13 protein-coding genes are annotated in these 12,481 nt (G+C 63.1%); all 13 read right to left on the minus strand.

The window, feature by feature from the left end; translation table 11 throughout:
- Window positions 1–15: 15 nt before the first annotated feature.
- A complete protein-coding gene (locus tag ACZ1JM_RS12415; RefSeq protein ID WP_465135060.1) occupies window positions 16–1,341 on the minus strand; it encodes an ammonium transporter in 1,326 nt (441 codons plus the stop codon).
- Between the two features lie 14 nt (window positions 1,342–1,355).
- Window positions 1,356–1,694, minus strand: coding sequence for a P-II family nitrogen regulator (locus ACZ1JM_RS12420; protein WP_465132708.1), 339 nt, complete (start codon window positions 1,692–1,694; stop codon window positions 1,356–1,358).
- Window positions 1,695–1,862: 168 nt separating this feature from the next.
- Window positions 1,863–2,561 (minus strand): endonuclease/exonuclease/phosphatase family protein, encoded by a 699-nt coding sequence (locus ACZ1JM_RS12425; RefSeq protein ID WP_465132709.1) that lies wholly within the window; start codon window positions 2,559–2,561, stop codon window positions 1,863–1,865.
- Window positions 2,562–2,642: 81 nt separating this feature from the next.
- Window positions 2,643–4,181, minus strand: a complete 1,539-nt coding sequence (locus tag ACZ1JM_RS12430; RefSeq protein ID WP_465132710.1) for a peptide chain release factor 3 — start codon at window positions 4,179–4,181, stop codon at window positions 2,643–2,645.
- Between the two features lie 57 nt (window positions 4,182–4,238).
- Window positions 4,239–4,988 (minus strand): SDR family NAD(P)-dependent oxidoreductase, encoded by a 750-nt coding sequence (locus tag ACZ1JM_RS12435; RefSeq protein ID WP_465132711.1) that lies wholly within the window; start codon window positions 4,986–4,988, stop codon window positions 4,239–4,241.
- A 10-nt stretch (window positions 4,989–4,998) separates the two neighbouring features.
- Window positions 4,999–5,889 (minus strand): aldose 1-epimerase family protein, encoded by an 891-nt coding sequence (locus ACZ1JM_RS12440; RefSeq protein WP_465132712.1) that lies wholly within the window; start codon window positions 5,887–5,889, stop codon window positions 4,999–5,001.
- 17 nt (window positions 5,890–5,906) lie between these two features.
- Window positions 5,907–8,321: a phenylalanine--tRNA ligase subunit beta gene (gene pheT, locus ACZ1JM_RS12445; protein WP_465132713.1), complete on the minus strand. Its 2,415-nt coding sequence runs from the start codon at window positions 8,319–8,321 to the stop codon at window positions 5,907–5,909.
- A gap of 20 nt (window positions 8,322–8,341) precedes the next feature.
- Complete coding sequence (pheS, locus tag ACZ1JM_RS12450; protein ID WP_465132714.1) at window positions 8,342–9,457, minus strand: phenylalanine--tRNA ligase subunit alpha; 1,116 nt, start codon at window positions 9,455–9,457, stop codon at window positions 8,342–8,344.
- A gap of 172 nt (window positions 9,458–9,629) precedes the next feature.
- Window positions 9,630–9,992: a 50S ribosomal protein L20 gene (gene rplT / locus ACZ1JM_RS12455; protein WP_465132715.1), complete on the minus strand. Its 363-nt coding sequence runs from the start codon at window positions 9,990–9,992 to the stop codon at window positions 9,630–9,632.
- A gap of 13 nt (window positions 9,993–10,005) precedes the next feature.
- Window positions 10,006–10,209 (minus strand): 50S ribosomal protein L35, encoded by a 204-nt coding sequence (gene rpmI / locus ACZ1JM_RS12460; protein WP_021232722.1) that lies wholly within the window; start codon window positions 10,207–10,209, stop codon window positions 10,006–10,008.
- A 143-nt stretch (window positions 10,210–10,352) separates the two neighbouring features.
- Complete coding sequence (locus ACZ1JM_RS12465) at window positions 10,353–11,105, minus strand: SDR family NAD(P)-dependent oxidoreductase (protein ID WP_465132716.1); 753 nt, start codon at window positions 11,103–11,105, stop codon at window positions 10,353–10,355.
- 24 nt (window positions 11,106–11,129) lie between these two features.
- Window positions 11,130–11,567, minus strand: coding sequence for a gamma-glutamylcyclotransferase family protein (locus ACZ1JM_RS12470; protein WP_465132717.1), 438 nt, complete (start codon window positions 11,565–11,567; stop codon window positions 11,130–11,132).
- A gap of 10 nt (window positions 11,568–11,577) precedes the next feature.
- Complete coding sequence (locus ACZ1JM_RS12475) at window positions 11,578–12,366, minus strand: inositol monophosphatase family protein (RefSeq protein ID WP_465135061.1); 789 nt, start codon at window positions 12,364–12,366, stop codon at window positions 11,578–11,580.
- Window positions 12,367–12,481: the final 115 nt, after the last annotated feature.

The following is a 12,481-nucleotide window of genomic DNA, read 5'->3' on the forward strand; positions in this document are numbered from 1 at the left end:
GCCAAACTCTTGAACTTAGTTGTAGGCGCGCTCGCCATGTTCGCCGATGTCGAGGCCATTGAACTCGACTTCTTCGGTGACGCGCAGTCCGGTGACTGCCTTGGCGATGTACATGGCGATAACCGTGCCGATGATCGAAAGGACGATCGTAGCCGCGACGGCGACGATCTGGGTGATCAGCTGGGCGCCGATCACGAAATCCGCACCGCCGGGTCCGCCAAGCGAGGGAGCGTAAACGACGGCCGTGCCGATCGCGCCGACGATGCCGCCAACACCATGGATACCAAAAGCGTCCAGCGAGTCGTCATAGCCAAGAGCTGGTTTGAGCTTGGACACGCAGAAGAAGCAGATGACCGAAGCCACGCCGCCAAGGATGATCGCCCCAAAGGGACCGGAGTTGCCGGCAGCCGGAGTAACGGCGACAAGGCCCGCAATGATGCCTGAGCAGTAGCCCAGGGCCGAACCCTTATGGCCCGACATACGCTCAACCAGCATCCAGACGAGGCCGGCGGAGGCCGTGGCGACGAACGTATTGATCATGGCAAGCGCGGCAGAGCCGTTTGCTTCGAGAGCAGAGCCAGCGTTGAAGCCGAACCAGCCAACCCACAGCAAACCGGTGCCAACCATTGTCAACGTCAACGAGTGCGGAGGCATCGGCTCATGCGGGAATCCCTTGCGCTTCCCAAGCACCATCGCCGCGACCAGCGCAGAGACGCCCGCATTGATATGGACGACGGTGCCGCCGGCGAAATCGAGTGCCCCCATCTTGAAGAAGACGCCACGCGCTTCCCAGACCATGTGTGCAATCGGGTAATAGACAATCAGCAGCCAGACGGCCGCAAAGGTCATGACTGCGGAGAACTTCATGCGCTCCACGACCGACCCAAGAACCAGCGCGACGGTGATGGCCGAAAACGTCATCTGAAATGCCACGAAGACATATTCCGAAATCACGACGCCATCAGTGAAAGTGGCAGCGGTCGAATCAGGGGTGATCCCGGCAAGGAAGAACTTGCCCCAGCTGATGAACTGGTTGCCTTCTGGACCGAACGCAAAGCCATAGCCAAACATCACCCACATCAGCATCGCAAGCGCGGTGACGCCGCCGATCTGGGTCATTGTCGAAAGCATGTTCTTCGAGCGGGTGAGACCGCCATAAAACAGGGCCAGGCCGGGAAGGATCATCATCAGGACCAGTACGGTCGATGTCATCATCCAGGCATTGTTGCCGGGGTTCGGCACGGGCGCGGTGGCAGCAGCGGCCTCTTGCGCCCAGGCCGGAACAGCGGCGAACAAAGACGCGACGATCGCGCCCATTCCGCCAAGTAACTTGCGGTTCATCATGGCTTTCCCCCTCAAAGCGCCGTGTCGCCGGACTCGCCGGTGCGGATGCGCACGGCGGAGGCCAGGTCGAGAACGAAGATCTTGCCATCGCCGATGGCTTCGGTGCTGGCGATCTGCTGGATCGTCTCGACGATCTTGGGTGCCAGATCGTTCGATGCGGCGACCTCGATCTTCACTTTGGGCAGCATGTTCGTGGAGTATTCCGCGCCACGGTAGATTTCCGTCTGGCCCTTCTGCCGGCCGAACCCCTTGACCTCGGATACCGTCATGCCAGCCACGCCGATTGCCCCGAGCGCCTCTCGCACTTCGTCGAGCTTGAAGGGCTTGATGATGGCTATGATGAACTTCATGCCTATCCCCTGTTAGCCACCGGCCCGCTGCCGGCTCGAACAGGACTTTTGCAAGGCGTGTGCCAGTTTACCTTTTCGTAGTGTTTACTGCAGAATCCGACTGGCGATTAAATTGCAGCGCCAGGGAACTTTCCCCGGATCGCCCATTTCGCAGGCAGCTGCCTATTTTTAAGGCAGTTTCAGCGAGGCCACGACGGGCAAGTGGTCCGACCCTACCGCAGACAGCGGGCTATGATGAACACCCGTATCGACAATCGACCATTCGGCAGACGCAATTATCCGATCCAGCAGCGCCAGTGGCCGTCGGGACGGAAAGCTGCGGCCGGGCGCCAGCACTTGCCACTTGTTGTCAAACTCACGGAAGCAGCCACCCCGCTGCGCCCACTCGTTGAGATCGCCCATCATTACCGTAGGGACTTTCTTCACACAGTCCGCGCAGTGCGCCAGAACGCTACGGATCTGGTGACGGCGGCGTAGGCCGGACAGATCGAGGTGCATGCCAATTACCCGCACCCGCTTGCCCTCTATTTGCAAATCTGCTCGAATCGCTCCCCGCGGTTCCAGCACCGGAAGAGGCACGGGGGCGGCTTCGATCAGGTCTATTCCCTTGCGCACAAGCAGGGCGTTGCCGTGCCAGCCAAGGCTATCGGGCTTCATCGAAAGCGGCACCGGCACGTAGTCAGTCGCTGCGTGGATCGTGTCCAGCGGCAGCACCGCCATACGCCGGCCATAGCGGCGATCGACCTCCTGCAGCGCGATGACGTCGGCGTCAATTTCACGCAGGACAGTCAGGATCCGCTCAGGATCGCGCCGCCGATCCAGCCCCACGGCCTTGTGAATGTTGTAGCTGGCAAACTTGATCTGCAAGGATAAGGTCCGATGGATTGACCCTGCGTACAAGCGGCCAAGGCACCGTCGGGTTCCTTCCCGGACGGCCCATATCGGATTTCACCGCTCCTTGGTGGCGCTGAAAGCCAGATCGGGATGGCGTTCCTGCTGGTAACTGACGTCCCAGGCCGAACGCGCCATGAACACTGGGTCGCCGTCGCGATCCTTCGCCAGGTTCATCTTGTTGAAATCGGCAAACTCGCGCAGTGCCTTGTCGTCGCCCTTGAGCCAGCGCGCAGTATCGAATGGCGCGGTTTCGAGCACGGCCTCGACTTTGTACTCCGCCTCAAGCCGCGAAATCAGAACCTCAAGCTGCAACTGTCCGACGACACCGACGATCCATTGCGATCCCAGCTCCGGATAGAAAACCTGGATCACGCCCTCTTCAGACAAGTCGTCCAGCGCCTTGCGAAGCTGTTTGGTCTTGGTCGGGTCCTTGAGCTGGACCCGCCGCAGGATTTCCGGGGCGAAGTTGGGCAGGCCGGTAAAGCGCACGTCGTTGCGTTCGGAAAGCGTATCGCCCACGCGCAGCGTGCCGTGATTGGGGATGCCGATGATATCGCCCGGCTCGGCACTGTCGGCGATCTCGCGATCCTGTGCGAAGAACAGGATGGGCGAATGCACGGCGATCGGCTTGCCCAGGCCCGAGGGCGTAAGCTTCATGCCGCGCTTGAACGTGCCGGATACCAGCCGCATGAACGCGATACGATCGCGGTGCATCGGGTCCATGTTGGCCTGCACCTTGAAGATGAAGCCGGTAACTTCCTTGTTGTCCGGCTCGATCGTGCCCTGCTCCGACGGCTGCGGGCGGGGTGGCGGGGCATAGCGGGCGATCGCGTCGATCAGTTCCGCGACGCCGAAGTTCTTGAGCGCCGAACCGAAATAGACCGGGGTAAGGTCTCCGCCCTGATAGGCCTCGATGTCGAATTCGGGGTAGCCGACTTGCGCCAATTCCAGTTCTTCGGCCACGGCATCGGGCAGGCTGGCGCCTTCGTCGACTTTGCCCAGAAATTCCTTGCTTGGTCCCTCGGGGCGGCTGATGCGGCCGCTGGCAATGTCGAGAATGCCTTCGAACACACCGCCCATGCCGACCGGCCACGACATCGGGCATACGTCGAGCGCCAGCATGTCCGCCACTTCGTCCATCAGGTCGAAGCAGGCGCGGCCTTCCCGGTCGACCTTGTTGATGAATGTGATGATCGGCACCGAGCGCAAGCGGCAGACCTCGAACAGCTTGCGGGTCTGCGGCTCGATCCCCTTCGCGGCGTCGATCACCATGATCGCCGAATCGACGGCGGTGAGCGTGCGGTAGGTGTCTTCCGAAAAGTCCTCGTGGCCCGGCGTATCAAGGAGATTGAACGTGACGGTATTGCCGTCCGCATCGGTTCGCTCGAACGTCATGACCGAGCTGGTCACCGAAATGCCGCGCTGCTGTTCGATCTTCATCCAGTCCGACCGGGCGCGCCGGGCCGCACCTCGCGCCTTGACCTGCCCGGCAAGGTGAATTGCGCCGCCTTGCAGCAGCAGCTTTTCGGTCAGCGTGGTCTTACCGGCGTCCGGGTGGGAGATGATCGCGAAAGTGCGGCGGGAGTTCGTCATCGGCGCGCTTTAGTTGCCCGCGCGGCGGGTAGCAACAGGCGAGACGCCTTCCGGCCCCTATCCCTCGCGAGCGACCTGGAACCCCGCGAACGACTGGTTGACCGGCATCACTTCCAAGGCGTTGATGTTCACATGCGGCGGCAGGGTGGCGACCCATACCACGGTGTCGGCGATATCGTCCCCCGTCAGCGGATTGACGCCAGCGTAGAGTTTGTCGGACGCTTCCTGATCGCCGCCGTTGCGCACGACGGTGAACTCGGTTTCCACCATGCCCGGTTCGATCGAGGTGACGCGAACGCCCGTGCCCGATAGGTCGGACCGCAGGCCCAGCGCGAACTGGCGAACGAAGGCCTTGGTCCCGCCGTATACATTGCCGCCGGCGTAGGGATACGTCGCCGCGACGGAAGACAGCATGACGATGCCGCCCTTGCGCGCGATCAGGCCGGGAAGCAGCTTATGAGTCAACGATGTCAGAGCGACGATGTTGGTGTCGATCATCGTCTGCCAGTTCTCGAACCTCGCGTCCTGTGCAGGGACCCCGCCCAACGCCAGCCCGGCATTGTTCACGAGGCAATCGATGCCTGCAAACGCAGCCGGCAGCGACGCCAGCGCGGCGTCACGAGCCGCTTCGTCGCGCACGTCATAAGCGCAGGCGTGAAAACGATCGGCTCCCAGTTCTTCGACGAGCGCCTCCAGGCGCTCTGCCCGCCGCCCCGTGCCGACCACCCGCCATCCGGCCGCCACGAACTTGCGGGCGCACGCCGCGCCGATGCCGGAGGTTGCGCCTGTGACCAGAGCGGTTTTCATGCGATTTCCTTCAGTCAGCCGAGACGAGCGCCACGTTCATACGAAAACGGCGCCTGTCTCCCGGCGATAGGGTGATGACGCCGGGCTTCTCACGGAAATCTCCGGTAAAGCCCATAGGATCGGCAATGCCCTGCCACGGTTCGATGCACAGATAGGCAGCACCGGGTTTCTGCCAGATACCCAGCATCGGCGTATCGGGGAACGCAACGGCAAGCTGAGTGGCGCCCGCGGCGCCGAACGTCACCGATCGGCTGGAGAGACGATCCCAGATCAGCGCATCGTCGACGAATAGCGCAGCATCCGGGTGGAGCAGATGGCCTTCGACCGGGGTGGCGAACGGTTCGGGAAGCAGCAGCCCGGTTTCCGGTTCGATCCGCCGGATCGGCTGGGGTTCGATCTGCTCGAAAGCGATGACATGATCGGCCTTCGCGGCGCCGCCCGGCAACGGCCAGGCGAATGCGGGGTGGAAGCCGAAGCTGAAGGGCAGCGGCTCCTGCCCGGAGTTCGACACACTTGCTTCCACATACAGCGCGGTGCCTTCGAGCCGGAAAGCCACGTCGAGCACGAACACGAAGGGGTAAATCTTGCGGGTCGCATCGCTATCGGTCAGTCGAAACCTCACATGATTCGCGCCCGCCTCGACCACATCGAATGTCGATCGACGGGCAAAGCCGTGCTTCTTCAACTCGTATTCCCGCCCGTCTATCCGATAGCGGTCGCCGTTCAGCGCGCCCACGATCGGGAACAGGATCGGAGCATGGCCCGTCCAGAATGCCGGATCGGCATCGGTCATGTACTCGCGGCCCTGCCGGTCGGTGATCGACCATAGCTCCGCGCCCAGCGGATTGATCCGGGCGGTAAGATCGCCGGACGAAATCGTCACGAATTCCGAATCGGTCACGGCGATCTTCCTATTCCTCAGCCGCGCAAGACGGCCCCGAGCTTGGTTGCAGCAGCGGTCACCCGATCGCTGATGGCTTTGAGGTCTTCATCCTTGTAGCTCTTTTCGATCGGCTGAAGCGTGACTTCGAGCGCGAGCGACTTCTGCCCTTCGGGTACGCCCTGCCCCCGGAAATCATCGAAAAGCCGCGCCGCCACGATGTTCGCCTTGTCCGCCCCCTGAACGGTGCGGATCAGGTCGCCCGCCGGAAGCGATACCGGCACGAGGAACGCATAGTCGCGCGTCACCGCCTGCAACGCTGGCGGAGAGTACGACACACGAGTGAATCCTGCCGCGCCCTTGCGAGCGGGTATCGCGTCGAGATAAATCTCGGCCAGGGCGACCGGGCCGCCCACGTCGAACTGGCGGGCCAGACGCGGGTGCAGCATACCGAACCGGGCCAGCACATTCTTCGGACCGAGCCGCAAGGTGGCCGACTGCCCGGGATGGAACTGCGGCCCCGCCTCACCCATTACCTGCAGCTTGTCGACAGGAGCACCTGCCTCTGCCAGCAGCGCCAGGACTTCTGCCTTCGCGTCGAACGCATCAAACGATACCGCCTTGCCTGTCGCCCAGCCCCGCTCGGCTTTGTCACCGGCCAGAACGAGGCCCAGGGCAAGGCGCTCATCGCTTGCCCCCCCGGCCCCACGCAGGTAGCGACGGCCGACCTCAAACAGACGCAACGACGACGCGCCGCGATCGACGTTGCGTTTGGCGGCCATCAAAAGCCCCGGCAGCAGCGAAGGGCGCATGGCCTTCATGTCCTCGCTGATCGGATTGGCGAGGACCCACAGCTGGTGGTCGGTCTCGGTGAACGCCTGCGCGGCGGGTTCAGGCAGGAACGACCAGGTGACGGCTTCGTGCAATCCGCGTGCGGCGGCGGCGCGGCGAACCCGGCGTTCCAGCGACTGGGCGGGCGTCGCGGTCGGCTTTGCAACCCCGTCTTCACGCGGCAAAGGCACGCTTTTCACGTTGTCGAGGCCGTGGATGCGCACCACTTCCTCCACGATATCGGGAGCGCCATCCACGTCCGGGCGCCAGCCGGGAACGGTGATGGCCCAGCTTTGCGAGCCGTTCTGTTCGGTCGCAACGATCGAAAAGCCCAGGCTCTCCAGGATGCGCTGCTGCTCGCCGGGCGTGACGGCAACCCCGCCAAGCCGCTCGACAAGGGCGGGATCGAAATGGACGATCTTCGGCGTCCCCGGCGCAGCGCCAGCGCGAACAACTTCCGATGCCTGTCCCCCGCACAGCTTCAGGATCAGCCCGCTCAACATGGCCATCCCGGTATCCAGGAACTGCGGGTCTATGCCCCGCTCGAACCGGGCCCGAGCATCCGACGTCAGGTTCAATTTGCGACCGGTTCGAGCGATCCGCTCGGGATCGAAATAGGCGATTTCGAGCAGCACGTCCGTGGTCGCATCGTCGCAACCGGAGTGAGCGCCGCCCATGATACCGGCGATGTCATGCACCCCACTATCATCGGCGATCACCGTCATTTCGGCGTCGAGCGTATAGGTCTTGTCGTTGAGAGTGACGACCGTTTCACCCTCACGCGCCCGCCGAGCGACGACCGCGCCGTTCAGCTTTGCCAGATCATAGGCGTGGGCCGGTCGCCCGAACGTCAGCATGATATAGTTGGTCGCGTCCACCAGCATTGAAATCGGGCGCTGTCCTGCAGACTTCAGCACGTCCTGCAGCCACTGGGGCGACGGGCCGTTCTTCACGCCTTTGATGACGCGGCCATAGAAGGCGGGGCAACCGTCCGAATCGTCGGTCCGCACCTCTACCGGGCAGGGGAACGTGCTGGCGATGTCCTCTACAGGTAGCGGTTTCAGCGTTCCCAGTCCCGCCGCCGCCAGATCGCGGGCAATGCCATACAGGCCCATGCAGTCGGGCCGATTGGGCGTGATCGCCACGTCAATGATCGGATCGGCGCCGTGATACTGCGCGAACGGCCTGCCGATAGGGGCGTCTTCCGGCAATTCGATGATGCCGTCGTGGTCTTCGCCCAACTCAAGCTCTCGGGTCGAGCACATCATCCCGTTGGATTCGACGCCGCGGATCGCCGACTTGCGCAGCACCATGCCGTTGGCAGGCACCGTCGCGCCCGGCAGGCCCAGCACGCCGATCAGACCCGCACGAGCATTCGGCGCGCCACACACTACCTGCAACGGCTCACCTTCGCCGGTGTCGACCGACAGGATCTGAAGCTTGTCGGCGTCAGGATGGCGCGCGGCCGTCAGAACACGCGCGACGCGAAAGCCCTGCAGCTTTTCGGCCGGGTCTTCGATGCCTTCAACTTCGAGGCCGATGGCGTTCAGCTTGGCAGCGATCTGATCGACGCTGGCGTCGGTATCGAGATATTGCTTGAGCCAGGAGAGCGAGAATTTCATGTCTTAAATCCTTCTTCGCCTCAAGCCGGCGTACCGACGCCGCCCGACAGGGTCGGCACGTCAAGAGCGGAGAATCCGTAATGCGAAAGCCAGCGCACATCGCCGTCGAAGAAAGCGCGCAGATCGTCCATGCCGTATTTCAGCATTGCCAGACGATCGACGCCGGTACCGAACGCAAAGCCCTGCCACTCGTCGGGATCGAGACCACCGGCCGCGATGACCCGGCGGTTGACCATGCCGCTGCCAAGCACTTCCATCCAGGCGTGGCCCGGCGCATCGCCCGACCCGCCCACGACGCGGCGGCCACCTTCGTTGGAATAGCCGACATCGACCTCGATCGACGGCTCGGTGAAGGGGAAATAGCTGGGTCGCAGGCGAAGGACGATATCGTCACGCTCAAAATACGCCTTCAGGAAAGTCTCCAGCGTCCATTTCAGGTGCCCGAGGTGAATACCCTTATCGATGACCAGGCCTTCGATCTGGTGGAACATCGGCGTATGCGTGGCGTCGCTGTCCGAACGATAGACGCGTCCCGGCGCGATCAGGCGGATCGGTTGGCCGCCCGGGGTGCCCTTGACCGACGCCAGCATCGCGCGGATCTGCACTGGTGAGGTATGTGTGCGCAGCAGCATCTCCCGCCCGTCATCGTTGCGATCGGGGAAGTAGAACGTATCGTGCATCGCCCGCGCCGGATGGCTTTCGGGCATGTTGAGCGCGGTGAAATTGTGCCAATCATCCTCGATCTCGGGCCCGGTGGCGATCGAGAAGCCCAGGTCGGCGAAGACTTCTGCGAGTTCGTCCATGACTTGTGAGATCGGATGCACCGACCCGCGCGGGCTGGTCGGCGATGGCAGCGACAGGTCGATCGTCTCGGCCGCCAGACGAGCGTCGAGTGCGGCGGTTTCCAGCGCCTCCTTCTGCGCGGCCAAAGCCTCCGTCACGCTTTCACGCAGGGCGTGAATGCGCGGGCCTTCGACCTTGCGCGTTTCGGGATCAAGCTTGCCCAGCGTCTTGAGCAGCCCGGATATGGACCCCTGTTTGCCAAGATACTCGATCCGCAGGCTTTCCAGCGTATCGAGATTATCGGCGACCGCGATGCGGAATAGCGCCTCCTGGCCGATTGCTGCGTGGTCCACTCGTGATCTGCCTGTCTGGTTATGAAGGTGTTCGGTAGCGCTCCTTAAGGAGAAGGGGCGCGGATCGCAATGTGGCAGCAGCAGGCATCAGACGCGAAAAGGGCGCGGACGGCACTTGCCATCCACGCCCCTGAAATCGCGCTGTGACGCGAGACCTTCGCTGCCGTGCGGATCAGGCCGCGGGCAGTGCTGCCTTCGCCTGCGCGATGACGGTGCTGAACACGCCGCCTTCGTTCATGGCAAGGTCAGCCATGGTCTTGCGGTCCAGTTCGATCCCGGCAAGCTTGGTGCCGTGGATGAACTGCGAATATGTCAGGCCTTCGGCGCGGACGGCAGCGTTGATGCGCTGGATCCACAAAGCGCGGAAGGTCCGCTTCTTGATCTTGCGGTCGCGATACGCGTACTGGCCAGCCTTTTCGACGGCCTGACGGGCAACGCGGATGGTGTTCTTGCGGCGGCCACGGTAGCCCTTGGCCTGTTCCAGGATCCGCTTGTGCTTGGCGCGGGTGGTAACACCCCTCTTGATACGGCTCATCGGTCAGTACTCCTCAGTTGAGCCCGTAGGGCGCCCACTTCTTGATCGTCTTGGCATCGGCGTCGGAAATGACTTCGGTGCCGCGATTCTGGCGGATGTACTTGCCGTTGTGGCTCATCAGGCGGTGGCGCTTGCCGGCCACGCCATGCTTCACCTTGCCGGTGGCGGTGAGCTTGAAGCGCTTCTTAACGCCGCTCTTGGTCTTCAACTTGGGCATTTCGGTCTCCTTTTCAGGGACACGTCCAGCCGGCCATGGCAGCCCTTTTCGCCAGGCCGACGCGCGAATCTCTTGGATCAAGACTCAACCGTGTCGATTGAAGGGCGGGCCTTTAGTGTGCGCTGCCGCGAAAGGCAAGCGCTTCAACCGGTGTAGATCATGCGCCGCGTCATGCCACCGTCGACGACGATCTCCTGACCGGTGACGAACCCGGCTTCGGCCAGCCATTCCACGGTACGCGCGATGTCATCGATCGTGCCCACCCGGCCCACCGGATGCTGCTGCCGCGCTGCATCCGAGTGATGCGGCTCGACGCGTTTGTCCGCCGCCTGCCAGGGACCGGTTTCGATCCAGCCGGGGAGCACCGCATTAACGCGGATCTCCGGGCCGAGGCTGACGGCCATGGCATGGGTCAAGGCACTGATCCCGCCTTTCGCGGCGGCGTAGGCGTATGTATCCGGTTCCGATTGATGAGCGCGCGTAGAAGACATGTTCACGACGCTGGCCGGGGCCGCTGCCCGCAACAGCGAAAGCGCCTCTCGGGTGCACAGGAAGGCGGCGGTCAGGCTTGCATCGATGAAGGCTTGCCAGTGGTCCAGCGTCAGGTCCTCAAGGGGGCCGCTGACGGGATCGGCGATGCCGGCGTTGTTGACGAGCAGGTCCACGGTCGGCGCCCATTTGGCGATGCGAGCGAACGCAGCCTTGACCGCTCGTTCCTTGCCCACGTCACATTCCAGGGCCATCAGCCTGTCCTGTGGGAGCAAGGCGGACAATTCATCAAGCGCCGCGCGATCGAGGTCGAGTGCGGCAACGCGCCACCCCTGACCTGCGAGATGGAGTACCAGCCCTCTGCCGATACCTGCCCCGCCGCCCGTAATGATCGCTGTTCTGGTCATTTTCGTGCAACCCACGAAACCACTTCAGGTGCCACCGAAGGCAGCGCGCCCTCGCTTGTTCAGCCAATCGAGAAAATCGCCGCCCGGAATGACGGGTGCGCCATGAGGCAGAGCCGCCTGCCAGATGTAAGTCTGCGCTTCGCTACGTCGCCCGAGCGGTGTGCGCACGGCAATGCGGACCCGGCGATACTGAGGCCCCTCGTAAGCGTCGAGTGCCTTGAGGTCCCCCGGCCCCAAGGTCAGGACGCAGAGTGTTCCACGTACCTGACCCCGCCCCTGCACCAGCGCGGGATACCAGCCATCCCGGTTCACGATGGCATGAAGCCTGCCCGCAGCCACGGCAGCTTCCATCTCCGGCTGGCCGTCTCGACAGGCCAGTCGTCGAGCCAGCCACGCTCCCATGGCAGTGCCCGCCTGCGGCTGCAGCGTGCCGTACACGAACAGGCGCAAGGTCCGCGTCATCGCGCCCGGCTCAGTCGTGATGATGGCAGGCCATGGCCTCGATTACATCTTCCAGCCGCGCCGGGTCGCCGATCGCTAGTACTTCTCCGCCCGAATCGATGTTGAGCGGTTCGCCGTTCCAGTCACACATGGTACCGCCTGCGCCTTCGACGATCGGTACCAGGGCCGCCCAGTCATGCAGCTTCAACCCCGCCTCGCACACCAAATCTAGATGACCGCTGGCGAGCAGGCCGTAGTTGTAACAGTCCCCGCCGAACATCATCCGCTTGTGATCGGTCTTGGCGGCGAGGGCCATGAAATGATCGCCCTGGTGATCATCGAAATACTGCGGCCCGGTGGTCGCCAGCATCATGTCCGCCATTTCACGGCAGGGCCGGGTGCGCACCTCGGCTCCATTGAACGTCGTGGAATGGCCGCTCGCCCCGACCCAGCGTTCTTGCAGGATCGGCTGGTCGATAACCCCCAGCACTGGCCATCCATCCACCAGCAACGCGATCAGCGTGCCGAAGATCGGACGTCCACCGATGAACGATACGGTACCATCGATCGGATCGAGCACCCAGGTGCGGTTCGACGATCCGTTCTCGGTACCGAATTCCTCACCGATGATCGTGTCACGCGGCACCTCGGCCTTGAGGATGCGGCGCATCGCTTCTTCCGCCGCGCGGTCTGCGACGGTGACGGGCGACGCGTCCGGTTTGCGTTCCGCGCCGATGCCGGTCCGAAAGTGAGGACGGATGGCCGCCCCGGCCGCATCGGCCAGACGCATGGCGAGCGCAATATCGTTTTCGATCTTCATCCGAAGGCTCTGCCGCGCGGCGGATGACTCGGTCAAGCCCGATGGCACAAACAACCGAATTGAAACAAAAAAATATCAGAAAGGTCGAAATCCCGCTTTTCCAGCATTGCCGCCG

This window comes from Novosphingobium sp. BL-S-24, from assembly GCF_055521575.1.

Bases quoted from the DNA above. Each gene is read 5' to 3' on its own strand.
- ACZ1JM_RS12435 (WP_465132711.1), bottom strand. From the start codon at position 4,988: ATGAAAACCGCTCTGGTCACAGGCGCAACCTCCGGCATCGGCGCGGCG.
- rpmI (WP_021232722.1), bottom strand. From the start codon at position 10,209: ATGCCCAAGTTGAAGACCAAGAGCGGCGTTAAGAAGCGCTTCAAGCTC.
- rplT (WP_465132715.1), bottom strand. From the start codon at position 9,992: ATGAGCCGTATCAAGAGGGGTGTTACCACCCGCGCCAAGCACAAGCGG.
- pheT (WP_465132713.1), bottom strand. From the start codon at position 8,321: ATGAAATTCTCGCTCTCCTGGCTCAAGCAATATCTCGATACCGACGCC.
- ACZ1JM_RS12475 (WP_465135061.1), bottom strand. From the start codon at position 12,366: ATGAAGATCGAAAACGATATTGCGCTCGCCATGCGTCTGGCCGATGCG.
- ACZ1JM_RS12465 (WP_465132716.1), bottom strand. From the start codon at position 11,105: ATGACCAGAACAGCGATCATTACGGGCGGCGGGGCAGGTATCGGCAGA.
- ACZ1JM_RS12420 (WP_465132708.1), bottom strand. From the start codon at position 1,694: ATGAAGTTCATCATAGCCATCATCAAGCCCTTCAAGCTCGACGAAGTG.
- ACZ1JM_RS12415 (WP_465135060.1), bottom strand. From the start codon at position 1,341: ATGAACCGCAAGTTACTTGGCGGAATGGGCGCGATCGTCGCGTCTTTG.
- ACZ1JM_RS12430 (WP_465132710.1), bottom strand. From the start codon at position 4,181: ATGACGAACTCCCGCCGCACTTTCGCGATCATCTCCCACCCGGACGCC.
- ACZ1JM_RS12470 (WP_465132717.1), bottom strand. From the start codon at position 11,567: ATGACGCGGACCTTGCGCCTGTTCGTGTACGGCACGCTGCAGCCGCAG.